The organism is Agrobacterium sp. MS2, assembly GCF_003261015.1.
GTDB lineage: Bacteria > Pseudomonadota > Alphaproteobacteria > Rhizobiales > Rhizobiaceae > Agrobacterium > Agrobacterium pusense.
This window is the reverse complement of the sequence record NZ_QLNF01000086.1, coordinates 417,216-443,908: the sequence shown is the minus strand read 5'-3', so window position 1 is coordinate 443,908 and position 26,693 is coordinate 417,216. Positions and strand designations below refer to the sequence as shown.

Annotated in this window: 23 protein-coding genes; 17 read left to right on the top strand and 6 right to left on the bottom strand. The window is 56.7% G+C overall.

What is annotated here, in order from left to right:
- Positions 1-33 precede the first annotated feature (33 nt).
- The 8 genes from tolR to glmM all read left to right on the top strand — a co-directional run bounded on the left by tolR (position 34) and on the right by glmM (position 9,929).
- Complete coding sequence (gene tolR / locus DOU54_RS24960; protein WP_004445732.1) at positions 34-495, top strand: protein TolR; 462 nt, start codon at positions 34-36, stop codon at positions 493-495.
- A gap of 9 nt (positions 496-504) precedes the next feature.
- Positions 505-1,674 (top strand): cell envelope integrity protein TolA, encoded by a 1,170-nt coding sequence (gene tolA / locus DOU54_RS24955; RefSeq protein ID WP_072493288.1) that lies wholly within the window; start codon positions 505-507, stop codon positions 1,672-1,674.
- Between the two features lie 20 nt (positions 1,675-1,694).
- Positions 1,695-3,002 (top strand): Tol-Pal system beta propeller repeat protein TolB, encoded by a 1,308-nt coding sequence (tolB, locus tag DOU54_RS24950; RefSeq protein WP_004445729.1) that lies wholly within the window; start codon positions 1,695-1,697, stop codon positions 3,000-3,002.
- A gap of 209 nt (positions 3,003-3,211) precedes the next feature.
- On the top strand, positions 3,212-3,745 hold the full coding sequence (pal, locus tag DOU54_RS24945) for a peptidoglycan-associated lipoprotein Pal (protein ID WP_004445728.1): 534 nt from the start codon (positions 3,212-3,214) through the stop codon (positions 3,743-3,745).
- 158 nt (positions 3,746-3,903) lie between these two features.
- Positions 3,904-4,911, top strand: a complete 1,008-nt coding sequence (gene ybgF, locus DOU54_RS24940; RefSeq protein WP_193603457.1) for a tol-pal system protein YbgF — start codon at positions 3,904-3,906, stop codon at positions 4,909-4,911.
- Between the two features lie 30 nt (positions 4,912-4,941).
- Positions 4,942-6,267, top strand: a complete 1,326-nt coding sequence (tilS, locus tag DOU54_RS24935; RefSeq protein ID WP_113732017.1) for a tRNA lysidine(34) synthetase TilS — start codon at positions 4,942-4,944, stop codon at positions 6,265-6,267.
- 154 nt (positions 6,268-6,421) lie between these two features.
- On the top strand, positions 6,422-8,386 hold the full coding sequence (ftsH, locus tag DOU54_RS24930) for an ATP-dependent zinc metalloprotease FtsH (RefSeq protein ID WP_110758059.1): 1,965 nt from the start codon (positions 6,422-6,424) through the stop codon (positions 8,384-8,386).
- Positions 8,387-8,576: 190 nt separating this feature from the next.
- Positions 8,577-9,929: a phosphoglucosamine mutase gene (gene glmM, locus DOU54_RS24925; protein ID WP_004445721.1), complete on the top strand. Its 1,353-nt coding sequence runs from the start codon at positions 8,577-8,579 to the stop codon at positions 9,927-9,929.
- A 225-nt stretch (positions 9,930-10,154) separates the two neighbouring features.
- On the opposite strand, the gene DOU54_RS24920 is transcribed toward glmM, so the two are convergent.
- Positions 10,155-11,789, bottom strand: coding sequence for a recombinase family protein (locus tag DOU54_RS24920; RefSeq protein WP_113732016.1), 1,635 nt, complete (start codon positions 11,787-11,789; stop codon positions 10,155-10,157).
- A gap of 272 nt (positions 11,790-12,061) precedes the next feature.
- On the opposite strand from DOU54_RS24920, the gene DOU54_RS24915 reads away from it, so the two are divergent.
- The 5 genes from DOU54_RS24915 to DOU54_RS27225 all read left to right on the top strand — a co-directional run bounded on the left by DOU54_RS24915 (position 12,062) and on the right by DOU54_RS27225 (position 16,640).
- On the top strand, positions 12,062-12,736 hold the full coding sequence (locus tag DOU54_RS24915) for a hypothetical protein (RefSeq protein WP_113732015.1): 675 nt from the start codon (positions 12,062-12,064) through the stop codon (positions 12,734-12,736).
- 210 nt (positions 12,737-12,946) lie between these two features.
- A complete protein-coding gene (locus DOU54_RS24910) occupies positions 12,947-14,632 on the top strand; it encodes a flagellin N-terminal helical domain-containing protein (RefSeq protein ID WP_113732014.1) in 1,686 nt (561 codons plus the stop codon).
- 210 nt (positions 14,633-14,842) lie between these two features.
- A complete protein-coding gene (locus DOU54_RS24905; RefSeq protein WP_113732013.1) occupies positions 14,843-15,637 on the top strand; it encodes an HNH endonuclease in 795 nt (264 codons plus the stop codon).
- Between the two features lie 102 nt (positions 15,638-15,739).
- Positions 15,740-16,186 carry a hypothetical protein gene (locus DOU54_RS24900; RefSeq protein ID WP_113732012.1) on the top strand — a complete coding sequence of 149 codons (447 nt, stop codon included), beginning with the start codon at positions 15,740-15,742 and terminating at the stop codon, positions 16,184-16,186.
- A gap of 259 nt (positions 16,187-16,445) precedes the next feature.
- Positions 16,446-16,640: a hypothetical protein gene (locus tag DOU54_RS27225; RefSeq protein WP_146617401.1), complete on the top strand. Its 195-nt coding sequence runs from the start codon at positions 16,446-16,448 to the stop codon at positions 16,638-16,640.
- Here DOU54_RS27225 and DOU54_RS24895 read toward each other — a convergent pair.
- On the bottom strand, positions 16,621-17,133 hold the full coding sequence (locus tag DOU54_RS24895) for a HEPN domain-containing protein (protein WP_113732011.1): 513 nt from the start codon (positions 17,131-17,133) through the stop codon (positions 16,621-16,623). The two genes, DOU54_RS27225 and DOU54_RS24895, sit on opposite strands and share 20 nt — an antisense overlap.
- A 195-nt stretch (positions 17,134-17,328) precedes the next feature.
- Here DOU54_RS24895 and DOU54_RS24890 point away from each other — a divergent pair, with 195 nt between their 5' ends.
- Positions 17,329-18,111, top strand: a complete 783-nt coding sequence (locus tag DOU54_RS24890; RefSeq protein ID WP_113732010.1) for a DUF2958 domain-containing protein — start codon at positions 17,329-17,331, stop codon at positions 18,109-18,111.
- A gap of 9 nt (positions 18,112-18,120) precedes the next feature.
- Here the strand turns inward: DOU54_RS24890 and DOU54_RS24885 are convergent, their stop codons facing one another.
- Positions 18,121-19,497 (bottom strand): hypothetical protein, encoded by a 1,377-nt coding sequence (locus DOU54_RS24885; protein WP_113732009.1) that lies wholly within the window; start codon positions 19,495-19,497, stop codon positions 18,121-18,123.
- 108 nt (positions 19,498-19,605) lie between these two features.
- On the opposite strand from DOU54_RS24885, the gene DOU54_RS24880 reads away from it, so the two are divergent.
- The gene (locus tag DOU54_RS24880) at positions 19,606-19,881 is read left to right on the top strand and encodes a DUF6626 family protein (protein ID WP_113732008.1); all 276 of its coding nucleotides are present in this window, start codon (positions 19,606-19,608) and stop codon (positions 19,879-19,881) included.
- A gap of 71 nt (positions 19,882-19,952) precedes the next feature.
- On the top strand, positions 19,953-20,972 hold the full coding sequence (locus DOU54_RS24875) for an ABC transporter substrate-binding protein (RefSeq protein ID WP_113732007.1): 1,020 nt from the start codon (positions 19,953-19,955) through the stop codon (positions 20,970-20,972).
- A gap of 42 nt (positions 20,973-21,014) precedes the next feature.
- Here the strand turns inward: DOU54_RS24875 and DOU54_RS24870 are convergent, their stop codons facing one another.
- On the bottom strand, positions 21,015-22,376 hold the full coding sequence (locus tag DOU54_RS24870) for a hypothetical protein (RefSeq protein WP_113732006.1): 1,362 nt from the start codon (positions 22,374-22,376) through the stop codon (positions 21,015-21,017).
- Between the two features lie 99 nt (positions 22,377-22,475).
- Between DOU54_RS24870 and DOU54_RS24865 the strand changes: the two genes are divergently transcribed.
- Entirely contained in the window at positions 22,476-24,995 is a 2,520-nt protein-coding gene (locus DOU54_RS24865) for a hypothetical protein (protein ID WP_113732005.1), read from the top strand.
- Between the two features lie 55 nt (positions 24,996-25,050).
- Here DOU54_RS24865 and DOU54_RS24860 read toward each other — a convergent pair whose 3' ends face one another.
- The gene (locus DOU54_RS24860; protein ID WP_113466577.1) at positions 25,051-25,620 is read right to left on the bottom strand and encodes a tyrosine-type recombinase/integrase; all 570 of its coding nucleotides are present in this window, start codon (positions 25,618-25,620) and stop codon (positions 25,051-25,053) included.
- A gap of 180 nt (positions 25,621-25,800) precedes the next feature.
- Positions 25,801-26,526 (bottom strand): ABC transporter permease, encoded by a 726-nt coding sequence (locus tag DOU54_RS24855; RefSeq protein WP_113732101.1) that lies wholly within the window; start codon positions 26,524-26,526, stop codon positions 25,801-25,803.
- Positions 26,527-26,693: the final 167 nt, after the last annotated feature.

The following is a 26,693-nucleotide window of genomic DNA, read 5'->3' as shown; positions in this document are numbered from 1 at the left end:
TGATTTGCCGCAAGGCAAAACGGAGTAGATGATATGGGTATGTCAGCAGGTGGCAGCGGCGGCGGTTCCGGCGGACGCCGAGGTGGACGCGGCGGACGGCGCAGAGGCGGCGCGATCAGCGAAATCAACGTGACGCCGCTGGTCGACGTCATGCTCGTGCTGCTCATCATCTTCATGGTGGCGGCGCCGATGATGACTGTCGGCGTGCCGATCGACCTGCCGCAGACCTCCGCCAATGCGTTGAATTCGGACACGCAACCGATCACCATTTCCGTCAATGCCAATGGCCAGATCCATTTGCAGGAAACGGAAATCCAGGCGGCTGAAGTGGCGGACAAGCTGCAGGCAATCGCCACGACCGGCTATAACGAACGCATTTTCGTGCGCGCGGATTCCGTTGCCGCCTATGGCGTCGTTGCGGATGTGATGGCGCGTATCCAGGCGGCCGGCTTCAAAAATATCGGCCTTGTGACCCAGCAGAAACAGGACAATTGACGTAAAGCGATGAAGGGCAGCCTTACCACATCCGCGATCGTGCATGCGTCGCTTCTGGCTTTCGCCCTTGTCTCCCTGGGCTCGCCGGAACCCCTTGACGTGTCTCAGGCTGAGGCCTTGCCGGTGGAGCTGGTGCCGATCGAGGAACTGACCCAGATACAGCAGGGCGATAAAAATGCGCCCAAGGCGGAAAAATCCGCGCCTGTTCCGACAACCCGTCCCGATATCATCGAGAACGCGCAGAATATTGGCAATAACACCGCGGATATCGAGGCGCCGCCGACGCCGACCGCCAAGCCTAACGACAATATCGCCGCGGCCGCACCGCCAAAGCAGGAGAAGCCGCAGCCCGTCGTTGATACCAAAGCGAATGAGGTGAAGGAAATCGTGAAGGAGGAAACCTCGGCTCCCAAGCCGCAGGAAATGGCCGCCTTGCCGCAGACCAAGCCTGAAGTCGCACCGCAGCCCAAGACCGAGCCGCCGCCGCAGGAAACCAAGGCGGAAGAACCGCCGCCTGCCACGCAGGAGCCGGCAGAAATACCGGTGCCGCAGAACGTTCCCCGTCCGAATTCGAGGCCCGAGCCGCCGAAGCCGGAAGAGCCGAAACAGGCCGAGACGAAGCCAGCGGAGCAGAAACCGGCCGAAAAGCCAGCTGAGAAAAAGCCGGATCAGGCAAAGTCGACGGACAAGCCTTCCGATAAGAAGCCCGGCGAGAAGAAGCAGGAGACTGCGAAGTCCGCTTCCTCGAAAGAAAGCGATTTCAACGCCGACGATATTGCCGCGCTGTTGAACAAGCAGGCGCCTTCCGGCGGCGGCGCAAAGCGCTCGACGCAGACGGCAGCCCTTGGCGGCAAGAAATCAACGGGCGGCTCGACGCTCAGCCAGACGGAAATGGATGCGCTACGCGGCGCGATCCAGAAGAACTGGCAGATCATTCCCGGCATGGCGGATGCCTCGGACGTTCGCGTCCGGGTGACCATGAAGCTCGACCGTGATGGCTCCATCATCGGTCGGCCCGAGATCGAGGCGACGGGCGGTTCCGAAGGGACGCGCCGTGCCCTTTCCGGCGGAGCTTATCGCGCCATCATGCGTTCTGCTCCATTCACGAACCTTCCTGCCGACAAATACGATGCATGGAACGAAGTCGTCGTGAACTTCGATCCCAGTGAATTGCTATGAATGCTGAAAGGCCTGGCAACATGAAGATATTTTCGCCGATCCGGCTGGTGCTCGCTGTCGCGGCCCTCATGTCGGTTTTCTCCGCACCGGCTTTTGCACGGGTGGAAATCAATATCAACAAGGGTAATGTCGAGCCGCTGCCGATTGCCATCACCGACTTCATGTCGAGCGACGGCATCGGCGCGCAGGTCTCCGCGGTCATCGCCGCCGACTTGCAGCGGTCCGGTCTCTTTGCGCCGGTCAACAAGAACGCCTTCATCGAAAAGATCAGCAATCCGGATCAGCAGCCGCGTTTCGAAGACTGGAAGGTCATCAACGCGCAGGCGCTCGTTACCGGTCGCGTGACGCGCGAAAGCGACGGCCGCCTGCGCGCCGAATTCCGCCTGTGGGATACCTTCGCCAATCAGCAGATGACGGGCCAGCAGTTCTTCACCCAGCCTGAAAACTGGCGCCGTGTCGCTCACATCATCGCGGATGCCATCTACGAGCGCGTCACCGGTGAAAAGGGCTATTTCGATACCCGCGTCGTTTTTGTTTCCGAGAGCGGCCCGAAGACGGCCCGCAAGCGGCAGCTGTCGATCATGGACCAGGACGGTTTCAACGTCCGCAACCTGACCAACTCGAACGACATCGTCCTGACACCGCGTTTTTCGCCGAGCCGCCAGGAAGTCACCTACATGTCCTTTGAAGGCCAGCAGCCACGCGTTTATCTGCTGCAGCTGGAAACCGGACAGCGTGAAGTCGTCGGCAACTTCCCAGGCATGACGTTCTCGCCGCGCTTTTCGCCTGACGGGCAGAAGGTGATCATGAGCCTTCAGCAGGATGGCAACGCCAATATCTACACCATGGATCTGCGCTCTCGTACCACGACACGCCTGACCAACACGTCGGCGATCGATACGGCCCCGTCCTATTCGCCTGACGGTCAGCGTGTTGCCTTTGAAAGTGACCGTGGCGGCCGCCAGCAGATCTACGTCATGAATGCCGACGGTTCCGGACAGCAGCGCATCTCCTTCGGCGATGGTTCCTATTCCACGCCGGTCTGGTCTCCGCGCGGCGATTTGATCGCCTTCACTAAGCAGTCTGGCGGCAAGTTCTCGATCGGTGTGATGAAGACGGATGGTTCGGGCGAGCGCATCCTGACCAGCGGCTTCCACAATGAAGGGCCAACCTGGGCACCGAATGGCCGCGTACTGATGTTCTTCCGCCAGAACGCGGGTGCGGGCGGTCCGCAGCTCTATTCGATCGACCTGACGGGCTACAATGAACAGCTCATCAAGACACCGACCTTCGCTTCAGACCCGGCCTGGTCGCCGCTTCTGGACTGATATGACTGCCATCACGGCGCCGGCTTAAACCGGTGCCGTGATGTTTTACGCATACCACAGGGAAATGTGCCTCTTTCTTGCCGCAAAGTGTTGTGAGGGAGCAAAAAACTGGGACATTTCCTTTCTGTTAACCATAAGCGTTTGCCGGCTATTAACCGCGATCAGTTAGTGTCCGGCAACGTTATTGAAATCCTAAGGAGAGACCGGCGATGAGCCGTACACATATTTCGGCACTCAGCCCGATGCAGAAACTGGCCCGTAACCCGGCTGTCATCGCCATGACGCTCGCGCTTGCTCTTGCAGGCTGCGCGAACAAGAAGAACATGCCGAACAGCGCCGGTGAACTCGGCCTTGGTGGCGCAGGCTCTGCAACGCCGGGCTCCCAGCAGGACTTCACGGTCAATGTCGGCGACCGCATCTTCTTCGACACGGACTCCACCTCGATCCGCGCCGACGCCCAGCAGACCCTGCAGCGCCAGGCACAGTGGCTTGCCCGTTACCCGAACTACGCCATCACGGTCGAAGGCCATGCCGACGAGCGCGGCACGCGTGAATACAACCTGGCACTCGGCGCCCGCCGTGCGGCAGCAACCCGTGACTTCCTGGCCTCTCAGGGTGTTCCGGCAAGCCGCATGAAGACGATCTCCTACGGCAAGGAACGCCCGGTCGCGGTTTGCGACGACATTTCCTGCTGGTCGCAGAACCGTCGCGCGGTCACGGTTCTCGGCGGCGCAGGCATGTAATCGCCTGACGTTTTTGTGAACGTAAATAAAGGGCGGTCTTCGGGCCGCCTTTTGTTTTTTTCATAGTTTGGCCGAAGTTAAGTTGCTTTTTCGGTCGATATGGAAAAAATCCGGCTTGCACTATTCCGGTGCAAATCAGTTAAGGCAGGACGAATGAGATGAAGAAACTTGTCGTGGCGGGAATGCTGGGGCTTGCAGCCTGCACCGGCTTGAGCGGCACAGCCGTTTCGGGTCCGCTGTTCGGTGCGGGGGGTAGCTTCGGCACGATCAATTCTCAGCAGCAGCTCCCGGTCGTCCGGGTTCAGGCCAATGAAGCCTATCGGGTTCAGCAGCTTGAAGAACAGATCCGGCAACTCAACGGCCGTATCGAGGAAATGAGCTTCCAGCTTTTGCAGATGCAGGAAACGATCCGCAAGGCGCAGGAAGACAATGAGTTCCGCTTCCAGGAACTGGAAAGCGGAAAGGGCGGAAGTCCTGCAGCAACGCCGAAAAAGAAGGCGGAGGCAAGTCCGGTGAGTCCGGCGACGCCCCCGACCGACGACGTTGCAACGATCATCGAAACGCCACCCGAGGGTGGCGCTTCCGTTTCACCGTCCGCTCCCTCCAGTGCTCCGACAGGCGCGCCGGGTGAGACCACGCTCGGTTCGATCGAACTTGATTCCAAGGGGATGCCTATTGGCGGCACGCTCAATTCAGGCGCCAACAATTCTTCCGGCAGCCTTCCCGGCGTGACGACAGGCAGCAGCACGCGCAAGACCGATCCCGTCAATACAGCGGCGCTGACCAGCGAAGGCGATATCTACCAGGCCGCTTACGGTCATGTCCTTTCCGGTGATTACAAGCTGGCGGAACAGGGCTTCCAGCAATATCTGCAGGGTTACCCCAAGGGCACGAAAGCCGCGGATGCGAGCTTCTGGCTGGGTGAAGCGCAATATTCCCAGGGCAAGTTCAACGAAGCCGCGAAGACCTTTCTTAACGGTCACCAGGCCTATGGCAAGTCTCCGAAGGCTCCGGAAATGCTGATGAAGCTTGGCATGTCCCTTGCCGCTCTCGATAATACCGAAACGGCCTGCGCCACGCTGCGCGAGGTGCCGAAGCGTTACCCCAATGCCTCGAAGACCGTGCTGAACAAAGTCGCCAGTGAACAGAAGCGGCTGAGCTGCTGATCTCTTCCCTGCCATCGCGGCGGTCTTTCCATGCCCGTTGATGCCCGCATTCCGAATGAACAGCCAATTGCGCCGCTTGCGGCCGCACGGTCCTTTGTCGAAAAATTCCGCGAACCTGCGCATATTCTCGTCGCAATCTCCGGCGGCAGCGATTCCACCGGGCTGTTGCTGGCATTGCATGAGGTGATGTCCGAGAAGGGGCGCGATCTGCTTCGGCTTTCTGCCGTTACAGTGGATCACGCTCTGCGAGTGGAATCCGCCGATGAGGCCCGCAAGGTTGCGACACTTTGCGCCGAGCTGGGCATTCCACACGTCACACGCCGGTGGGAAGGTTTAAAGCCGGTCTCCGGCATTTCGGAAGCGTCCCGTCTCGCCCGCTACCGGCTTATCGCGGAAGCAGCGGTCGCGTTCGATGCCGATCTCGTGGTGACGGGTCACACGGCCGGCGATCAGCGGGAAACCGTCGCGATGCGCGCTGCCCGCAACAGCGGCGAGGACAATCTCGGCCTTTCCGGCATGGCGGACGCGGTTTTATACGCTCGGCGCCATTGGATCATGCGACCATTCCTGAGGTGTGAAAGGCAGGCGATCCGCGATTACGTGTCGTCCCGTTCGCGGCGCTGGCTCGACGATCCAAGCAATGAAAATCCACGATATGAGCGTGTTCGCATGCGGCAGGCCTTGCCTGATGTTCCGCTTCCGGCCGATGGGGGAGAGGCGGAAAAAAGGCGTATATCCTCTGAAAAAACGGCAGTTTTCCTGCGCGCACACGCCGAGGTCTTTTCTGGTGCGCTCGCGAAATTGCAGCCGGACGGCGTGTCGCCTGATCGGGCGGATTTCCGGCACGGGCTGGCAGTGCTGATAGCAAGTCTCGGCGGGCGGCCCTATCTGCCGGCCGCGGGCAGCATGGAGCGCGTTCTTTGCTTCCTCAAAACCGGCAATTACGGACGTATGACAGTCGGTCGTGTCCTGCTCGATCGCCGACGGGATGGGCTATATATCTTCCGCGAGCAACGAAATCTGCCGGAGCTTCGTCTTGAGGCATATCAGAAGGGCCTGTGGGATGATCGCTTCATCGTGGAAAACCGGTCGCCTTTCCCTGTCCGGGTCAGCGCGGAGGAGGCTGGTACTGGAGCGGGTTTTCCATCGGTGCCGCCGGGAGTGACCAGATTGGCGCTATCGGGCCTTCCGCAAATCGCCGCAGCGGAAGCGGGGCAAACGGTCGGGGAGTTGACGGTCGATGTGACGCCAAGGCTGGCGCCCTTCGATCTTTTTCTGCCGCGCTTCGACCTTGAGTTGGCAAATACGATCGCCGTTTTGTTCGGACGGCCGGCATATCCACAGCCCCCGGTTTAAATCGGGCCTCATTTTCGTGAATTGCCTTGGAACAGTTTTTACACCAAAACGCATCAGATAATGCGCTTTGCCTTGGCAAGGGCAGATGTCGTCCTTATGTTAAGGGCACGTAATAGCGGGCAGTAGTTGTGCCCGTGTGAGTTCGGGGAGTTCGATGAACCCAAATTTCAGAAATTTCGCCTTGTGGGCCGTGATCGCCCTCTTGCTGATCGCGCTGTTCAGCATGTTCCAGACGTCGCCGACGCAAACGGGTTCACGGGAGATTCCGTATTCCCAGTTTCTCCGCGACGTGGATTCCGGGCGAGTTCGCGACGTGACCGTCACCGGTAACCGGGTTCTTGGAACCTATACCGAAAACGGCACGGCCTTTCAGACCTATTCCCCCGTCATCGACGATAGCCTGATGGAGCGCTTGCAGAGCAAGAACGTGACCATTGTGGCGCGCCCGGAAAGCGATGGCTCCTCGGGCTTCCTGAGCTATCTCGGCACGCTTCTGCCGATGTTTCTCATTCTTGGCGTCTGGCTGTTCTTCATGCGGCAGATGCAGGGTGGTTCGCGCGGTGCGATGGGCTTCGGCAAGTCCAAGGCCAAGCTCCTGACGGAAGCCCATGGCCGCGTGACGTTTGACGACGTTGCCGGCGTGGATGAAGCCAAGCAGGATCTTGAGGAAATCGTGGAATTCCTGCGTGACCCGCAGAAGTTCCAGCGCCTCGGCGGCAAGATTCCGCGCGGCGTTCTGCTTGTTGGTCCTCCGGGCACCGGTAAGACACTTCTGGCCCGCTCCGTCGCAGGTGAAGCCAATGTGCCGTTCTTCACGATTTCCGGTTCGGATTTCGTGGAAATGTTCGTTGGCGTCGGTGCCAGCCGTGTGCGTGACATGTTCGAGCAGGCGAAGAAGAATGCGCCTTGCATCATCTTCATCGATGAAATCGACGCCGTCGGCCGTCATCGTGGCGCCGGCCTCGGCGGCGGTAACGACGAGCGCGAACAGACGCTGAACCAGCTGCTGGTCGAGATGGACGGTTTCGAGGCGAATGAGGGCATCATTCTCATCGCCGCCACCAACCGACCTGACGTTCTTGACCCGGCACTTCTGCGTCCCGGCCGTTTCGACCGTCAGGTTGTCGTGCCGAACCCTGATATCGTTGGCCGCGAACGCATCCTCAAGGTGCATATCCGCAACGTGCCGCTCGCGCCGAATGTCGATCTCAAGGTTCTGGCTCGCGGTACCCCCGGTTTCTCGGGTGCGGACCTGATGAACCTCGTCAACGAAGCCGCCCTCATGGCCGCCCGCCGCAACAAGCGCGTGGTCACCATGCAGGAATTCGAAGACGCCAAGGACAAGATCATGATGGGTGCGGAGCGCCGCTCTTCCGCCATGACCGAGGCCGAAAAGAAGCTGACTGCCTATCACGAAGCCGGTCATGCCATCACCGCTCTGAAGGTTGCCGTGGCCGATCCGTTGCACAAGGCGACGATCATCCCGCGCGGCCGCGCACTTGGCATGGTGATGCAGCTGCCGGAAGGCGACCGCTATTCCATGAGCTACAAGTGGATGGTGTCGCGCCTCGTGATCATGATGGGTGGCCGCGTTGCCGAAGAACTGACCTTCGGTAAGGAAAACATTACCTCGGGCGCGTCTTCGGATATCGAGCAGGCAACCAAGCTTGCCCGTGCCATGGTGACGCAATGGGGCTTTTCCGATGCGCTCGGCCAGGTCTCCTATGGTGAAAACCAGCAGGAAGTGTTCCTCGGCCATTCCGTTTCGCAGTCGAAGAACGTCTCCGAAGCCACAGCCCAGACGATCGACACGGAAGTTCGCCGCCTGATCGACGAGGCTTATGCCGAGGCTCGCCGCATTCTGACGGAAAATCACGATGGTTTCGTTGCGATTGCCGAGGGTCTGCTTGAATACGAAACCCTGACGGGTGACGAGATCAAGGCCTTGCTGAAGGGTGAGAAGCCCGCCCGCGATCTGGGCGACGATTCTCCGGGCAGCCGTGGTTCCGCAGTGCCGAAGGCCGGCACCAAGAAGGACGGCCCTAGTGAAGCGAAGGGTGACGGTGAAGCAAAGGGCGACGGTGAAGCCGAAGGCGGCATGGAGCCGCAGCCGCATTGATCGACCGCGTCTGTTAGAAATTGTAAAAGGCCATCCGGGGTTCCGGGTGGCCTTTTCATTTTGGTAACAAGATATAAGCCATTTTTGCGGTAATTTACGTGCTGTTTATCGTGGTTTGTGGCATCTAGCCAAAAACGCTTCCGGCTGTTTTCAGCTTATGCCGGAATGCTGGAAAAGATTTGGAGTTAAAATGGCACGCCGTTATTTCGGAACCGATGGTATCCGCGGACAATCGAACGTCTTCCCCATGACGCCTGATCTGGCGATGCGGGTTGGCATTGCCGTCGGGACGATTTTCCGCCGTGGCCATCATCGCCATCGCGTGGTCATCGGCAAGGATACGCGCCTTTCCGGCTATATGCTGGAAAACGCCCTGGTTGCCGGCTTCACCGCCGCCGGTCTCGATGTCTTCCTGCTCGGCCCGATCCCGACGCCGGCCGTCGCCATGCTGACCCGCTCGCTGCGCGCCGATATCGGCGTGATGATCTCGGCCTCGCACAATCCCTTCTCCGACAACGGCATCAAGCTTTTCGGGCCTGACGGTTACAAGCTTTCCGATGAGCTGGAGCTGGAGATTGAAGACCTCCTCGACAAGGATATCTACGCCCAACTGGCGAAACCTGCCGAAATCGGCCGGGCGAAGCGCGTCGATGGCGACATCTATCGTTATATCGAGTTCGTAAAGCGCACCCTTCCGCGCGACGTGACATTGAGCGGCCTGCGAATCGCCATCGACTGCGCCAATGGCGCGGCTTATAAGGTGGCGCCCGCGGCTCTCTGGGAACTCGGCGCGGAGGTCGTCACCATCGGCAACGAGCCGAACGGCATCAACATTAACCTCGAATGCGGTTCCACGCACCCGGAAGCCCTTCAGAAAAAGGTCCACGAGGTGCGGGCCGATATCGGCATTGCGCTGGATGGTGATGCGGACCGCGTCATCATCGTTGATGAACGCGGTGAGATCGTCGATGGCGACCAGCTGATGGCCGTCATCGCCGATAGCTGGGCCGAAGACAACACGCTCCGCGGCGGTGGCATCGTCGCAACTGTCATGTCCAATCTCGGTCTTGAGCGGTTTCTTGGCGACAAGGGCCTCACCCTTGCCCGCACCAAGGTGGGCGACCGCTATGTGGTCGAACACATGCGCAACCACAATTTCAATGTTGGCGGTGAGCAGTCCGGCCATATCGTGCTGTCGGATTACGGCACGACGGGGGATGGGCTTGTTGCGGCATTGCAGGTTCTCGCCAAGGTCAAGCGCTCCGGCCGCACGGTGAGCGAGGTTTGTCGCAAGTTCGAGCCCGTGCCGCAGCTTTTGAAGAATGTCCGTATCTCCGGTGGCAAACCGCTGGAAAACCCGGTCGTGCAGCAGGCAATTGCGGATGCGGAAAGTGCGCTTGCCGATAATGGCCGCCTCGTCATCCGCCCTTCCGGCACCGAACCGCTGATCCGCGTGATGGCGGAAGGCGACGATAGCGCGAAGGTGGAGCGTATCGTCAATGATCTTGTCGGCATTATCGCGAATGCCCGCTCTGCCGCGTGAGGCATAGCAACAATAAATCAGCAAAAAGCCGGCCTTCCGCCGGCTTTTTCTTTGAGTATTTACTAATAAATATAGTGAATGAGCGTGGTTGTACAACTATTGTATTACAGCATTTTTCGAGAGGGCCAAAATAGATCGTCGTTCTTTTGGATTGGACGTAGGATAGTAGTTGAAGTTCGTTCGAACGAACTTTTTTGCATGCGGACGCCACCGATGTTCAGATGTTCACGCCGCAAATGCCCGGAATAGCCCGCTAATTATTCCGTCTTCTATCCTGTAGGCGGACACGCCGTTTTCTGTGACCACCACCGCCGAATAACTGGTGCTGTCAAAACTGATTTCGGTGATAAGCTCCCGTATCGCGGCGTGGGCCTCTGAGCGCAGTTCGTAGCGCGTGGCTTCTTCCGCTTGTTCCCACGCCACTCGCAGCTTTGCAATGCGGTCGCCCATGTTGGCAGAGTTGTCGTGCCGGATTGTGTGACGCTGGCGTTCTGTCTGCTGGTGCCGTAGCTCGGCCTCGACGGCTAGGCGTTCGCTCTGCCTCGCCTTGAGCAGATCAATAATGGCGTCCGGCGGCAGACTGTCGTCCTCGATGGCTAACGCGAGCCGCTGTTCTTTTTTGCGCAGCCCGTCCAGTTGCAGCGTCAGCGCGGCAATGGTCTCATCGATTACATCAAGAACGGTGTCGAACCGCGCCTCTTGCAGCGTTTCCGCCAGATTGATCTCCTTGACGTGATCGAGGATGACTGCCTCCAACGGCTCGTACCGGAAATGCCGTTTGCCCTCTATGCAGCGATGTCCTCGCACATAGTTGGCGCATACGAGATAGCGCCCGTTCTCATTGCCCTTCACACGGCTGAGCTTCATTGTCATCGGCCCGCCGCAGTGGGCGCAATGGCACAGGCCGGTGAAGAGATTAGCGAACGCTTCGCCTTTGCGGCCCGGTCTGCCGGGATTGCTGCGCATCGCCTGCACGCGCAGGAACAAGTCCTTGTCGATGGCGGCGGGGAAATAGTTCTCAATTGCATCGCCATCCGGTACTCGCTTGCGGTCCTCCATGCGATGCGGCTGGAATGTGCCGATGACATCATGCCGAGAAAGCAGCGCCTTGATGATGCTCTGATACCAACCGTCCTTGCTCTTGAAGGCCGGAACCCCGTCCGCGTTGAGCTTGCGTGCGATCACCGTAGCGCCGAGACCGCGCGTTGCCATCTCGTAGATTGCCCTCACCGTTTCCGCGTGATGGTTCAGCGTGAAGGCGTAGCGGCTCGCATGGATTCGTGTCGCGTCGATCCATGCGGGCACAATGCCTGTGATGTGGCCTTTTCCCTCTCGCGCCTGTTCCCGTTTTCGCTTGGCAACCGCCTTGATGCGCTCGCTCTTCGTCTGGCTCTCCTCGTGGCCGCGCGACATCACCGCAAGTCCGATAATCAGCTTGGTCCAATCCCCGTTGAGTCTGTCGCGGCTGTAGATTTGCCGATCTTCACCCAGCGTCGCAATGACGATACCCGCATTGATGATCGCCATGAACAACGTCAGCGCATCCGGCACGGCCTCCCGCGACAGCCGATCGAGACTTTCGATCAACAGATAGCTGCCCTTAGGGATTTCGCCGCTTTCGACCATGGACAGAAACCGCCCGAGCGCGCCGGTCTTGAAGTTCCTGCCCTTCCACGCACTGACACCCAAGTCCTGCAAGCTATCGTCCAGAAGCAGAGAGTGTTCGTCCGCAAAGGCTTTCGACCGCTCAAGCTGCCGACGCAAGCTATCGCCGCGAAGTTGCTTACGGGTGCTCATACGCACATAGGAATAGGCCCGCACCGGACCCGATGAATGTTGGTTGCCGGGAAAATCGTCCATGACCGCCTCCTTTGCGTCAGACCGCTAACACCAGAGGCGATGAGGTTCGAGCGCGAGGCGAGTGGGGTGTAAACGGCTAAGTCGGTGTAAAGCTGCGGCTTGCGGGAATAGGTAGAGAAGAAGCGGCACAAATCGCCGCTGGTTACATTGAGATTACTGTAGCCCACTCGGTTAACAAGAGATAAATTTTCCGCCGAGTGCAAAAACACTTGCCGGTACGCAAATTCGGCTGACGGAAGCAGAAACGCCTGACGGGAGGCTGCGTTACGGACATGAGCAAAAGACGCTCTGAAACAGAGAATCTGGCCCGTCAGCTTTATCGGGATCAAAGAAACGTACTGGATCTCATCAGGGAACCGAGGGCCGGCTTGGGTTTTGAACCCGCAGTCCATCGCCTGTTTGGTGACAATCCCGAGCAAGGAAAAATAGTCAGGATCGGCAACCGTGAATTCAAATATTCAAGCCGTGCGAAGAACCTCGTGAGCTTTCTACCTGCACGCTGGCACGAGGAACTGGATAAGACCAAGGACGCATGGCTCGGCTGTGAAAATTGGTGGGCAGGTTATCCGCTAATTGTCTGGGTCGAGATACGGACCAGCGATGACGGAACCACGGGTCACCTCACGCTGAATGCCGAAGTCGGCCCCGTTTCAAATCACAAGGTCCGTAAGGGGATTATCGAAGCAATTAAGGTCGCAGCATCCGGGAACGGCTTGGAACGAATTCAATTCCCGGCTGGCGCCTCTGACAAGGGACGTCTCTATTCACGGTTCTTGTGGAAAAATAAGATTGCCGTGAATGATATTCGCAGCACCGACGAAATGGAGAGGAGATTTGCAGAGCTTGTCGTTGGCTTCGAGCCGGAGTTCGACATGATCGCGAGCGTCATCCCGCAGTTCTTGAGCTTCAACAGTCCTACCGCATCGTCGCCATTAACCTTCCGTTAACTTACTCTGTTGCAATAGTGTTAACGAAAAGTGCTCGATTCCTATCGAGCAGCTCAAAGCTATCGAGTCCTCTCGTTCTTCGGGCATCGGTCTCGCCATGATGGCGGGCACCCTCCGTGGTTAACCGTCAGAAGTGTCCCTTTTATTGCTGGCTCCTTCATGCAGACCGTCAACGCGGACTGTAGGCCAGCGCATGGGCGAGCGGTTAACATGACCAGCATCTTGACGAATACGGCGGCAATGGCCGCGCTGAAAACCCTGCGTATGATCGGCTCGAACATGGCCGAGACACAACGACAGGTGAGTTCAGGACTTCGGGTGCAAATCGCTGCCGACAATGCCGCATACTGGTCGATCTCGACAACTATGCGTTCCGACAATATGGCGATTTCCGCCGTGGCTGACGCGTTGGGCCTTGGTGCCGCGAAAGTCGATGTCGCCTATGCAGGTCTCGATGCGACCGTAGATGTTCTCAGCGAGTTCCGGGCAAAGCTCGTCGCCGCCAAGGAAGACGGCGTAGACAAGGCGAAAATCCAGACCGAGCTTGACCAGTTCAAGGAACAGTTCGTGTCCATCGCGACTTCGGCGAGCTTCAACGGCGTCAACTGGCTCAATACCGATGCAACGCAGAACCTGTGGGAATTGTCCTCGCTGCCGACCAGCATCACATCGTCTTTCATCCGATCCGCTGACGGCTCCGTGCGTGTCGGTACGACGGAAATCGAACTCGCGGATATCAGCCTTTTCAATGTGGGTGGCGGCGGTGCCTTGCAAGCGGACCCGCGTTCACTCGGCGACATCGGCGGGTTTCGCAACTCCGATCTGAATTCGCCGGGTTCTCGCGGTTCGCAGACATGGGATTGGACCGGGGCACTCACGCTGACTGGTACGGACACAATAAAGTTCGACCTCACGCTCGATGCAAGTGCCCTGTCCGCAGGCGAGACCTATACTGTCACCATCAGCAAATCGACCATTGATGTAGCGCTGCTTACGACGGACGGTGTTATCAATGACCCCCATGAATATACAACGGTTCTTGCGCAGGCCTTCTTTGAAGCAGGTATCTCCGACAAGGCCATCGCGACTGTACCGGGCCTTCCCCCAACGCAGGTAGAAATCATTACCAGTGAGAATACCGGGAATCTTGGTTCCAGCGTTTCGATCAGCAACGTTGTCGATACGACCGGCGGCGACGCAGGCGGTTTGATGTTGCCGCCTGCACTCGATTTACCAGGCGGTTATGGTTCCGACCAATTCACTTTCACCACCGCGTTTCAAGTTTATCGCGACGTGACGTTCAGCTTCGATTTCATGGTCAATAACGACGAATGGCACTCCGTCACCATCGATCGCGACCTTGTAGACGCAACACTCGGAACGTCCGATGGCTGGATCAACTCGGCGTCTGACCTTGCCGCTGTCTTGAATGCAGTCGTGGACGGTATGGGGCTGAAGGTTTCTGCCGGCGCGGGCAACGTCGTCTTCGATGTCGATCCGGCGCTCTATCCCAAGATGGGCTCTCAATCCACGCTGGTCGTTGCAGGCATCATCGACAACATCGGTCCTGCACCGAATTTCGACATTCTCGATGTGGATATCACTGATCCAGCCAATGACCTCGACAACTACCTGTCGGGCGTCGATGCTATGCTGCAAAAAGTCATCTCCGGCGCATCGACGCTTGGAGCGGTCAAAACCCGCATCGACATGCAGGAGAGTTTCACACAGACACTCATGGACAGCATCGACAAGGGCATTGGTCGGCTGGTGGATGCCGACATGGACGAAGCCTCGACCCGCCTCAAGGCATTGCAAACGCAGGAACAGCTTGCCATCCAATCCTTGCAGATTGCGAACAGCAATGCCGAGAATATCTTGCAACTGTTTCGCTAATCCTCGACGCTCGCAACGTCAGGACCATGGCCGAACCGCGATCCTGCAGTAGCGGCGTGAGCCTTTCGAATATCCAATGCTCTTTAACGTGGCATTCTCCAACATCACGAAATTATCAAGGTTGCGTTTAAGCGCATGGCATATGGCCTTCGCAACTTCTAAGCTTGTTGCACGAATGCGCCGTCGGTCGCCCGGCAGGAGGAGTTTGAATTGAGCAATCCCAACGTTGACCATGAAGAACGCGCTGGCCGACTTTGGCCGGTGCTTGTCGTGTTGGCTAAGAACAAAACGACGACTACCTACGGTGACGCGGCTCGCTCCATCGGCATACACCATCGCCCGCTACGGTATGTGCTCGAACCGATTCAAGACTACTGCATAAAGGAAGGTCTTCCACGGCTGACCGCCTTGGTACTTTCAAAAAGTACAGGCCTTCAGGGTGCTGGCTATCTGGGGAGGCCGGGCCATGATGCCGATTTAGATGAGGTTTTTGCCTTTGACTGGAGTTCCGTCGATAATCCATTCTCTGATCTAAACATTGCGGAGCTGGAAGGCATTGCGGAAGAACTCGCACTTGACCCGACCGTCGCCTCAGAGAAATACGCCAAGATTTTATCGAGGGGAAACAGGCAGCGCGTGTTTAGGCGAGCAGTTTTGAATGCCTACGACTGGAAGTGCTGTATGTGTGGTCTGACTTTCCCGGAAGGATTGGAGGCCGCGCACATCGTCCGTTGGGCTTCTGCCCAGCCTCATCTCAGAATAGACCCGCGGAATGGTCTGTCGCTGTGTTCAACCCATCACAAGCTCTACGACAACGGGTGGATAAATGTGACACCCGAATATGTTGTCAATTTTTCTGATCCTGATGAGTTGGAAAGCCGCTACTCAGAAGCTGACCGTTACCACAGTGTGCGTCTTCATGGATCCTCCATACAGCTACCAAAACGGCGTGCGCTATGGCCAGATCCTCAGTTGCTTACCATCCGCCAGGACGATTTGGAATAAGGCTTGGGGGGGCGAACGGCGAGGCCGCAACTCTTCGCTCGACCTTTTGGCCGACGGCTGTATCCCGGAAACACGTTCAACGGTTTCGGAAAGGATCACAGCATGTCTCACCTCAAGGCTCTCAAGCTCACCTCCGCAGTTCCGGTTCGCGCAGCAGTCGATCCCGTACAGCGGGCGCGGGAAAAGATGATTACCGCACTGGCCGAGCAGAAGCAGATGGCCGAGGCGAAGATCGCCGGTCAGGCTTTCACACCCACGCATATCGTGCGCAAGAAGAACGCCGAAGGTGTCCGTGTCGAGGTCGAAGCAGCCAAGCGCCTGCGTCAGGGTTGGTTCACCGACGGCAACGGAAAGGTGTTTTTCGCCCTGCGTTATGCGGGCAAGACCATCGAATTCGCCAAGGACAAGAACGCTGTTGAGATCGGCGAGCTTTCGGCGCTGCCGAAGGTCATCGACACGCTCGTTGAAGCTGTCCGGGCTGGCGAGCTTGACGCGCAATTGACTGCCGCCGCCGTCGAACGCGGCAAGATGCTGCGCAAGTCCGCATAAACAGCGCGGTTTTTTTACCGGGTAAGCATCCGAAGGACATGGGATCAAATGATCCCATGTCCTTCGTGCGTTCCTGCGATACAGGAGCGCTGTCAAAGAGCGTCGCGGACGCGCGGGTGGTGTTCCCCACTGCCACACTGCGTTTTTGCTCTTGTCCGCATTGCTTGACGCTTCTGTGCTTCTGGACGATATGGCTGGCAACACGAAATTGCCCTGCCTGTTAAACGGGATTTAAAGCATCCATCATAGCTTCAGTGTCATGGCAAAGAACGTCTATAAGTTCAGACGGATTAAATGGGGTGATCCAAGACCAAAGCTGAAAGTTCTGGTCGAAGATTTCAAACGCGCGCCATGGATTGACCGCTTATCCAGCGGAGCGTTTGTTCTGATCGTCGCACTGGCGGCTATTCTGGCGTTCGCAATTTCAGTAACGCTTACGCATCTGGTGCAATAATCATCGCTCTTGATACCGGGTGATCTGCTGGTAAAGGACAGTTCCAGAGTTCGCCTCTGGGATTACCAAATTCGTCAAAGTTGAGTGCTATGCGGACACTCTCCCTTGCATTTTCCGCGAGGGCTATCGCGTTTTGCGCGTGGACACGGACGGCATCCGTCTTGAGGGAATACCGCACCCGTACATAGTCGTTGTTTTCTTCGAGAACTTTGAAAGCTTTCAGCATGCCTTTCTTCGGCCGCAATCCCATCTTGGTTGCAGCGGCCAGCATCGCGGGGAGATCATGCTGGAATGTGCGCAAATCTGCGATCAGCATTCCGTGCGACCGCATGTAGGTTTTCAGGTACAGTTCGCACGAATGATATGCCATCAACCGTGTCGGCCCATATGTCAAAGCCTGCCTTGTTTCGAACGACGCTCGGGAAGCGGCAAGGTATTCATCCGCCAACAAGAATATGCCGAAAGGTGTCGCACCTGAACTTTCCGGGATCATGAGCTTTCTTCCAACTTGAGTATAGCGGCAGTTGCTCGGAACATTATGTCTCGCAAATTGTTGGCGCAAGACGGCATGGAAGTTGGTTTTTTGCCTTGTGCCCGCGTTCATCCAGCCGGATAATTTTGCCCAACTCTTCGCTCGCCCTTTGCACCATCTGGAAATTTGTTTCCGCCGAAATCGAGCGGAGACCAGATGCGAGACCATTCAGATAGCGATCACCAAGACCAGCCTACGCAGTTGCAAACCGATCTGGCCTTGCTCTTTATGACGGACCTGCAAGTGGGGTCCGAACAGCTCTATAAAATCAAGCGCAAAGGTACGTCGCTGAACCTGCGATATGAAATCGACGGAGAAATGCATCAGCGTAACTATCTGTCGGCGCTGTCGTGGCGGGCGATCATGCTGTTTGCACTGACCGAGGGCAAAAACGTCACCGTCCACGAAATGGACCTGCCCGGACGATACCGGCAGATGTTCCCGAAAACCCTGCTGCGCCGTTTTCAATGGCATACGCGACAGGATGGAAACTTTCCGCCGGTCGCCCGCCTCTATGACCCCAACGGCAGTACTGTTATGCTGCTAACCCGCAGCCGCGTTTGTGGTCATGCCGTCGATGCACTGCATAATCTCACCGATGGCGGACCGGTATTTCAGCCGCTGTGGATTTCCGATATCATGGCGTTGCGCCCGATGCTCGGCATCGAGTTTGTCCGCGACGAGACGTTCTCGGCTACCTTACCGATTAGCGCGTATCTGGAAGCTGCCGCGATAGCTGGCCGGATTGTCGATGAACCGGAGCTTTGCAGTTTGCCTCTCACTGGCAGCGTACCCCTGCTTGCAGCCCCAACGACATCGAAGGCTGTTCGCAGCATCTTCGATCAGGCATGCAGAGAAAACCCGGCAATGGCGAAGCTGCTGGGCCGCACGATATACGAGGACTACTCATTTTGGACTGATACCGAAAAAGTTCGTTGAGCAAACTTTTTACGGCTGCGTCATATCTCCGCGTGGAACGCCACCAGCTTGCTTCAACGCCATGATACTACGCAGACGCTCGGCAAGGCTTATAACGTTTCCTGCGCATCTGGATGTCTTGCTGACGGCATTCATGGCCGTGAAAAGCTCCGCTGTTTCCGCAGCTGATGGCGGCATCTTCATGCCGATATCTGTCCAGTTCGTATCCTGTACAATATTATTATACAAACAACGCGTTACGCCATTACCCACATCGAAAACATCCACACTTCCTCTTGAAACAACACGTCTGTCTTCAATAACGAAAGTCCCACTCATATCCGATATAACGGCATGAGCTTTCATTTCATCAATATGGTTTCGAGTACTAGAACGGTCTGATATCGCATTTGTCGATTTCTCACCGTCTTCAATCTCTTCACCAATTGAAATGTTCGAAGGCATGACACGTTGAACATCGTTAGCCGATTTGTCTTTGGCTTGCCCGATAACAACGCGGAGCGATTGAAAGCCGGATCGCTCCAGACATAGCCAGTCCACATATGCGCGGATATCTTCGGCTGGCCACCAATTTCGTTCGGTTGGATTTGCCTCATCGGCTTGTTCTGCCTCAATGAAGTCCTGAGCGTCTGGCCGCTTGTAGTCGCACTCGATGCGGAATTTCAGGCAATAGCGGACGATATTCTGAATATTGTCGCCGACATTGCGATATGCGCGAAATGGCTGGATATCCACCTGATATTTTGCCGTGTGGGTTTCCTTGCGTAAAGCGCTGGCGATTTCTTCCGTGGTCAATACGCCCTTGCGGACAATTGCATGAAGATGCGGACGCCAGATTGTTTTGTCCGGGGCTTCCATTAGCGGAAAGCCCAGCGCATCCAAAGCCAGTCGTGTGTTGCGGCCACAGGTCTCGAAATCACCAAAGCTCATGCGGTCGACTTCCCACCAGCCCAGCAATTGAAAATCATCCCAACGAGCATCCTTCTTGCGCTGCCGATCTATGAAAGTGCGAAGACGGCGTTTCTCGTTTTCTACGAGATCGGTCATGCCGGTGAAGTCCAGTTGCGGCGGCAGCAGGATCGTTGCGAAAGCAAGCTCCTCATTTGCCGCATCGCAGAATATCTTCTTGGTGGCCTTTCCCGTTTGCACTGCGCGTTCCCGCATATGGCAGCGCGGACAAAGCGGGACACCGCAATAATCGATGTTGCCGTAATCATCGACCTCGCCACAGGTTTCCATCCAGCGTCGGACCAGATGGTTCGCCGGAAGTGCCGCTTTCACATATTGGCGTTGAGCTTCGTTGGCCTTTGTCAGATATTTTATTTGGCGGCGTTCGTGACGGGTGAAGACACCCTTCGTCATCATATCCGCCTGTAGCTGTTCCATCCTTGTCTTCATTGAAAATCCCCTGCTGAAATAACGTGCTATTTATCCAGCACCATTTTAGCGCCGTGCCTTCTTGGAAATAAATATTTGTTTCAAGGAGATAGCAGAATGAAAATCAAAGACATCTACGAGGCATTGCGGGCGGATGGGCTGACCAGTTCGCAGATGGAGTTTTCGCGAATATGGCTTGGGCGTAGCCCACGTTATTATTCGCATCTCATCGCTGTCGACCGAGAGCCGGGGCTTGCCACGCTTTGCGGAATCTCATGGCGGCTGAAACGAATGCGGTTGGACAACTACCCGGCGCTGCTAGATTTCCAGCAGAAGCTCGCCAACGAGATCGAGCGCCGGGCAATAACCGATGTTCGCCGACACCGATCTTAACGTTTGACCAACAGCCACCCAATACAATCACCGCGTTTAACTACCGCATCTTTCCGTATCAGGAATTTCCCATGAACGCGCATATCTCACCCGCCAAGGCAGCGATTGTTGCCGCGCTGGCAATCTCCGCAATCTCCATTGCCTCGCCCGCCTATTCCCTCGACAAAGTCCGTTTCGGCACCGATTGGCTCGCCGAGGCTGATCATGGCGGTTTCTATCAGGCCGTCGCCGACGGCACCTACGCCAAATACGGCCTCGATGTTGAAATCCAACAGGGCGGTCCCGGCGCACAGAACCGCGCCCTTCTCCTAACCGGCAAGCTAGACTTTTATCTGGGCACCCAGCAGGAACAGCTTGTCGGCATCGAGCAAGGTATTCCGCTGGTCGATGTTGCTGCCTTTTATCAGAAAAACGCCCAGGTTATTTTGGCCCACTCCGACAGCGGCGTTGAAAAGTTCGAAGATCTTGCCAAGCTCGAAACAATTTTCATGACGCAGGGCGGGTTTGGCGCGTATTTCGAATGGATGAAGGCCAATTTCGGCGGCTTCCGTGATGAGCAGTACAGGCCTTACAATTTCAGCCCTGCGCCGTTTCTCGCCGGCAAGAACTCCGCTCAGCAAGGCCTGATCACCGCTGAACCTTATGAGATACGGAAGCAGACCGGCACCGAACCGAAAATCTTCCTGCTCGCTGACAGCGGCTACAAGCCCTATGCAACCACGATTACGGTTCAACAGAGTCGCATCGACAGCAATCCCGATCTCGTGCAGCGGTTTGTCGATGCCTCAATCGAGGGCTGGTACAACTACCTGTACGGGGATAACGCAGCCGCCAACGCGCTGATCAAAGCGACCAACCCCGAGATGACGGATGGCCAGATCGAATACGCCATCGACAAAATGAAGCGATACGGGATCGTGGATAGTGGCGATGCGCTCGACAAGGGCATCGGCTGCTTGACTGCCGAACGCTACAAGTGGCTTGCCGACGAACTGGTAAAGGTGAAGTTGCTAAAGCCGGATACCGACTATACCAAGGCGTTCGATACTCGCTTCTCCTGCAAGGGCGTTGGACTGAATTTAAAGAACTGAACAATTCTGAGATGGTGCCGAATTCGCTTGGCACCGTCCCACTCAGTTCCTCACCTCGGCGAACACATCCAACAAAGCCGTGCATTCCTGCAGCAAGTCTCTTGCGGCAGTCGCGCCTTTCAAGACGCGTGCCTCGAAAATCTTCTCGATAGCGACCTTGGCCGCACGCACATGAACCGGCATATCGTCGTCCAGCGGGTTCTCATCGAAGCTACGATTGAGAGCCTCGAACGCTTTTTTGAAAACCTCGACGTTGTGGTTCATCAAAATCCAGACGCCGTCTGTGGTGACACGCAACCGGCTATTCTGCATCTCGCAAATTTCGGCGATAGTCACTTTTGAACCGATGGCCGTTGCGACCGGAAGCGGCGTGAAGCGCAATTCAGGAGCCCCATTTCGAGCTATGGCGATCTCTTTCCTGAGGTCGCGGCCCATTTCGTTGAGCGTCCGGCTATCGTTGACGTCCGCATGTTGGGCAAACGAAGACGAAATGAACCCGCAACCATATTTGTCGAACCGGAACGACGTGTACATGTTGAAGTGCGCAGCGGCGAAAAACGGGCTGGATGTATCGAAGGAGACACCCATTTCCGGGTTGTATCGGCGCAGGCAACGAAGGATCGTCGTGAAGAGGTAAGCTGGCTCAAGGGTGGAAATGCCGAGGAAATGTATCCATTTGGCTTTCTGTAGCAGGCCATCATCATACATATCGAGCAGGCGAGCCATCGCCATGGAGAACGCACTCTGATGCGCACCTGCAAAAGCCCACCCTTCCAGCGGGTAGCCCTTTACCGCATCATACCAGACCTTGCTCTCGCGCTCGGTACGCCCTTGGATGACGTTCAGCAGGTTGGTCTTCCCCGGATTGCGGTTCTGGACGAAGTAGTCAAGGTTGAGCACCGATTGCGTGAGGCAGGCATTGTAGTCCAGCGATAGGCCATTGGCTGCGCTCATTGCGGTGATTTGCCCTTGTCCGTTCAGGCGCGCGGTGTGCTGTGCAACATTACCCGGTGATATTCCTCCCGTCGGAAAATCCAGCGACATGGAATAATCTGAATGGTCTTCCATCCAGCGCAACATGCGTTCGCATGTCACATCGCCGGTAAACCTGATCGTGCCTTCCTGTATTTGGAACCCGCCGCTGTCGCCGATAACAGTCGTCCGATCACGGTCTCTTTGGCTTACGATGTCATGTTGCTTAGCTGCTCCATCGGTTCGCGCTGCCTGTCCCGCGCTATAGAGCGCATAGGGGTAGTGGAACAATTTGCTCGTCGGATCGAGGAAATTCAGATCGCTTTCCGCAAACGGGAAATTGCGCTTGAGATGCTGGGAATGGCCGAGTTTCGCGAAGTTCGAGCTGATGGCGGGCATGTAGACAGCGTATGCGGATTTCGTGGAAAGCATTGAATAACCTTAAGAACACTGTCCCGCTCATCCGCTGCAATTTTTTAAGACATACACGGCTTGATTGCGGGCAATTGATGAAATCATTGCGAGCATCCAATGGGCAAAGCCGTTAAAAAAGAATCAATCGTTTCCGCGCTTGAGCAATACGAGAACCAGTTTCTGACCGTTCTTGATGCAACCCATCAATTCGAGAACCACGACATGCAGGGTCAGGCACTGCTCTATGTCGCCCTGGAGAAGCTTTTCGCGTTCGGAGAAGAAATCCGCCATGACATACAGACGTTCGAGAAATTCCTTGGTGATCACGACAAGGCATTGAACAAGATCACGAAGGAAAACCCATACAATGCTCTGATTGAACTGGCATTCACCAAAAATCGTAGCAAAAGCTGGCGCAGTGAGATCAGCAATGTTCTGAGGCTTGCTTCGGATATTAACGTCAAGGAATCGTTGAGCCACTGGCTGGAGTTAGGCGGTGGTATTTCCGGGCGCTATGAAGAGGCGGTGAATCACTTCGCTCGCCCAGCAGCCACGAAGGCGCAAAAGCTTCGGTCTTCGCGGCTCGACATGATTGCCACCGAATTGAAGCAATCGCGGATCGTCACGACTGCGCTGCCGGGGGTGACGCTCGCTAACGGCTTTCACCGTTCGTTGCTGTTTTCCGAGGGTGGCCAGACCTTCCTTGTCCACGTTCGCGATGAGGACGACCAGAAAATCATCGACAAGTATCTGCTCGAAATCGCTGGAAACAAGAATCCCGACGAGCATCCGCTTGCCGATCGTCCGCTTTATCCGCTGTTCCGGGCAATCGATCTGATTGCTGGCACATGCAAACCGTCCAACAGCGGTAAACTCCAGTTAATCGCTATCTGGAACGAAGCGGCCGACGATGCACAGGTCACGAAACTGCGTTTCTTGTCGGATGCCTATAGCTTCACGAATGCCACCGTCACGCTTGCTCATGCGCTCCCGGAACTGGATGGCAAAGGCCAGCTCGTTCTTGAGCTTTCCGACGCCGAAACCTTCCGGCAGTTTTTCCAGCATGATTGCCAATGGCGAGTATCGGACGACGACCAACACATTTCTCTCGTGGACGATGCGAGATCGCAAGCGCGGCTGACGCTTCGACCGATTGCGAATTATGTAGACAAAAAGCTGCGGCAGGGCGCGAAGCTGGGACAGCGAACACGTCATTTTCAGGCGACATGCACGGGGATGAAGGCTTCGGCCAGCAACCTCGACATGGCGACGGCCTTGTTCAAGAAGTCCAACACAGCGCAGCTTGCCGCCGACCCGGCACCCAAACGCCTCCAATGGCTATCGTCAGGAACGGCGCTGGAAGCCGGTTTCACCAGCACCCAAGGCTATTCCGGGCTGAGCTATCCGTTCTTGGATTTTGTCGCACCGGCGGCTGCGATCGATCCGCAGATGGAGCTTTCGCTGGCGGATATCGCTGCTCTCTGGAAAACCGCATCCGCCTATGGGGAAGACTTGGCCGGTCATATCGCGGACGGTGAGGTAGCCGACGCTGCCTTTTGCATCGATCACACCTTCGTTGGCGGAGACCACTTCGAATATGTCTCCCCGATGGTGCTCGGCGTCTCCATGGCACGAACGCAGGTTTGCGAGGATTTCGCCGCTGCCTCTGCCTCACCGCCAGTCTCTCCCGTGCCGCGTTCCCGCGACTATAAGCTGATCGAAGCGAACCGCAGAAAGAAAACGAACTTCCCCCCGATTCCATCATCGAGTAATCGGGCGTTCGGCGCCTTCATCACCAGCTATCTACCGGATACCACCGGACACCGAGCCGATCGAAAATTCGATTTCGAGTGGCAACTCGAATGGTGGAGGCGGATGACGGATATTCCCGTTAATGTAATTGCATCGAACTGGACCGATGAAGAAATCGCCGCAAGCAAGGAGGTGGGGCTACTTTCCGGGCATGGCGGCAGTGTTACCCGTGTTGGTCCGCGCATCTTGATCGAGAACCGCATCGATTGCCTCCGACAACTATATGCGAGCGATTTCGATTGGGGCATCATCATGGATGATGACGCCGTGCTGATGCAGGCTGAAAACCATAACAGTAGCTACCGGCTGTTCGCGGAAATGGCGGCAAGCGGAAAAGATGCCTACAACGGCGTTGATGTTTTTGCCCCGATCTATGGGCGGAAGGCTCCCTTCAATGGGGAACTCAATGGCCCCGGCAATCCGTACTCGGCCAACCATGTGTTCAAAAAGAACACGGACCTCAAAGGCAGCATGATCGTTGTCCGAAACTTTGCGAAGGACGGACGTCCACTCTTGCTGCCCGATCCGAGTTTCCGTTGCCACGGTGAAGATACCTATCTTGTGCTACAAGCCATTTCACTTGGCTACTCGACCATGACCTCGTGGAACATGGTTCTCGAAGAACTGTCGGGCGAAAGCACATTCGCAAACGGCGACGATGACCGGACGGAAAAGATGCGGGAGGGGCATGAACTTCTCGTGGAGAAATTCGGTCAGCTTGGTTTGCGCATGAAGACTGGTTCGCATGCCCTCGATAAGAAGGGGTTCGAAACCCGATGCTGGGGCGAGAAGTCAAAGCGGATCGAGGTTCCTAAACCTCTGTAGCTTCGGTCAGAAAAGTTCATTGAGCGAACTTTTGCCATGTCGGAATGGGCGACGGTCAAAGCAAATCGACCGCCGCTTTCATCATGTCGTCCCGTACATCGATGTAACGTTGTGTGGTCGTCAAGTTGCGGTGGCCTGCCAGCGTCATGATGACCTTCGGGCTGACACCGGAATGTGCAAGTCGTGTGATGAACCAGCGGCGACCGCTATGCGAGGTCGCCCCGTCGAGACCGGCGCTCTTGTATAATTGTCCGATTAACTGGCAGAGCGTGTTTGCGGAAAACGCCGTCCGCTTCTGCGTCACCAGCAGTGGCGCATCGGCGCCCTTGTTTTCGGGCCATTCGCTGCGATGCCGTTCGATCTCCCTGCGTAGCTTCTCGTTGAGAAACACCACACGCGCATGACCGCCCTTGGTGATCTCGGCCCGCAGCCGCAGTTGCTCGCGAACCTTCCCGTCGCTGTCGAGAACATCGCGCACCGTCAGGGCGGCAATCTCACCTACGCGCAACCCTGCGAGGTGCGACAGCATCAACGCAAGCCTATTTCGCCCCGCATGCTTCATCTGTGCCACCACCGCCAGCAGCCGTTTAAATTCGGCATCCGTCAAAACGCGCGCTTGCTTCATCAGAACCTCACAAAAAACAGCATTTCCATGCCGTTCGTTATGTTGCCGATGGGCAGGAAGGGCGAGCATTGTTGGCAGGCGGGAAATTGCTCTGCGGGATCAAGGTGTCAGCGCCATCCAGAGCGCAAACGTCAGAAAACGTGCGTTTCATTAGGTTTGGATTTGCAGGCTTCGCAGTGACTATTTCTGCTCGCTCTCATGCCAATGACGAAGGGCGAGCTCGGACAGCTTGGAGGTGAGGCCGAAGATGGCTGCCCCGAGAATAGCAAGCAGGATGAGGCAGGCAAAGAGGCGCGGCATATTCAGCCGGTATTGCGCTTCCAGTAATCGAAAGGCCAAGCCCGCATTGTTACCGGCCTGCCCTGCCGCGAACTCTCCGACAACTGCCGCCACCAACGCTAGCCCGCCTCCGATTTTGAGACCCGCAAAGAAACTCGGTAATGCCGACGGCAGTTTCAGATAAATGAGGGTTTGCCACCGGGATGCGCTATACGTCTTCAGCAGATCGGCATGATGCCGGTCGGCGCTCTTCAAGCCCTGCAGCGTATTCAGCATAACCGGAAAGAATGTCACGAGGAACGCGCATATCAACTGCGCAATCCACGGCGTCGGCGCGTAAATCAGGATCAACGGTGCTATCGCGATGATGGGCGTTACCTGAAGCGTGACCATAACCGGCGACAACAGCGTTTCGAGCCATCGCGATTGCGCCAAGACCACCGCTGCGCATCCTCCTCCGACGACAGCGAGGAGCAGCGCCACAAGGGTTGTTTGGGCGGTCACCCATAACGCCGCCAGCAAAATATACCAATCCTTGGTGAGCGCCGCAGCAACGGTGCCCGGTCCCGGAAGAATATACGGTGGAACTCCCGATAGCTCCACGTACAGGGCCCAACACGCGATCATCACGCAGACACCCACAAGCGGAACGGCGACACCGAGGGTCAAATCTCTCGCCGATGCTTTCAGCGGGCTTGTCTTGGCGTGTCTGGCTGTCACGTGATTCCTCGATTGCAGCAATCAGTTGTACGCATATCGAAGCACGATTTCTCGGAGCTTGCGGAAAGCGCAAT

Coding starts and splice junctions, on each gene's coding strand:
- tolR (WP_004445732.1), top strand. CDS start 34: ATGGGTATGTCAGCAGGTGGCAGCGGCGGCGGTTCCGGCGGACGCCGA.
- tolA (WP_072493288.1), top strand. CDS start 505: ATGAAGGGCAGCCTTACCACATCCGCGATCGTGCATGCGTCGCTTCTG.
- tolB (WP_004445729.1), top strand. CDS start 1,695: ATGAAGATATTTTCGCCGATCCGGCTGGTGCTCGCTGTCGCGGCCCTC.
- pal (WP_004445728.1), top strand. CDS start 3,212: ATGAGCCGTACACATATTTCGGCACTCAGCCCGATGCAGAAACTGGCC.
- ybgF (WP_193603457.1), top strand. CDS start 3,904: ATGAAGAAACTTGTCGTGGCGGGAATGCTGGGGCTTGCAGCCTGCACC.
- tilS (WP_113732017.1), top strand. CDS start 4,942: ATGCCCGTTGATGCCCGCATTCCGAATGAACAGCCAATTGCGCCGCTT.
- ftsH (WP_110758059.1), top strand. CDS start 6,422: ATGAACCCAAATTTCAGAAATTTCGCCTTGTGGGCCGTGATCGCCCTC.
- glmM (WP_004445721.1), top strand. CDS start 8,577: ATGGCACGCCGTTATTTCGGAACCGATGGTATCCGCGGACAATCGAAC.
- DOU54_RS24920 (WP_113732016.1), bottom strand. CDS start 11,789: ATGGACGATTTTCCCGGCAACCAACATTCATCGGGTCCGGTGCGGGCC.
- DOU54_RS24915 (WP_113732015.1), top strand. CDS start 12,062: ATGAGCAAAAGACGCTCTGAAACAGAGAATCTGGCCCGTCAGCTTTAT.
- DOU54_RS24910 (WP_113732014.1), top strand. CDS start 12,947: ATGACCAGCATCTTGACGAATACGGCGGCAATGGCCGCGCTGAAAACC.
- DOU54_RS24900 (WP_113732012.1), top strand. CDS start 15,740: ATGTCTCACCTCAAGGCTCTCAAGCTCACCTCCGCAGTTCCGGTTCGC.
- DOU54_RS27225 (WP_146617401.1), top strand. CDS start 16,446: ATGGCAAAGAACGTCTATAAGTTCAGACGGATTAAATGGGGTGATCCA.
- DOU54_RS24895 (WP_113732011.1), bottom strand. CDS start 17,133: ATGATCCCGGAAAGTTCAGGTGCGACACCTTTCGGCATATTCTTGTTG.
- DOU54_RS24890 (WP_113732010.1), top strand. CDS start 17,329: ATGCGAGACCATTCAGATAGCGATCACCAAGACCAGCCTACGCAGTTG.
- DOU54_RS24885 (WP_113732009.1), bottom strand. CDS start 19,497: ATGGAACAGCTACAGGCGGATATGATGACGAAGGGTGTCTTCACCCGT.
- DOU54_RS24880 (WP_113732008.1), top strand. CDS start 19,606: ATGAAAATCAAAGACATCTACGAGGCATTGCGGGCGGATGGGCTGACC.
- DOU54_RS24875 (WP_113732007.1), top strand. CDS start 19,953: ATGAACGCGCATATCTCACCCGCCAAGGCAGCGATTGTTGCCGCGCTG.
- DOU54_RS24870 (WP_113732006.1), bottom strand. CDS start 22,376: ATGCTTTCCACGAAATCCGCATACGCTGTCTACATGCCCGCCATCAGC.
- DOU54_RS24865 (WP_113732005.1), top strand. CDS start 22,476: ATGGGCAAAGCCGTTAAAAAAGAATCAATCGTTTCCGCGCTTGAGCAA.
- DOU54_RS24860 (WP_113466577.1), bottom strand. CDS start 25,620: ATGAAGCAAGCGCGCGTTTTGACGGATGCCGAATTTAAACGGCTGCTG.
- DOU54_RS24855 (WP_113732101.1), bottom strand. CDS start 26,526: ATGATCGCGTGTTGGGCCCTGTACGTGGAGCTATCGGGAGTTCCACCG.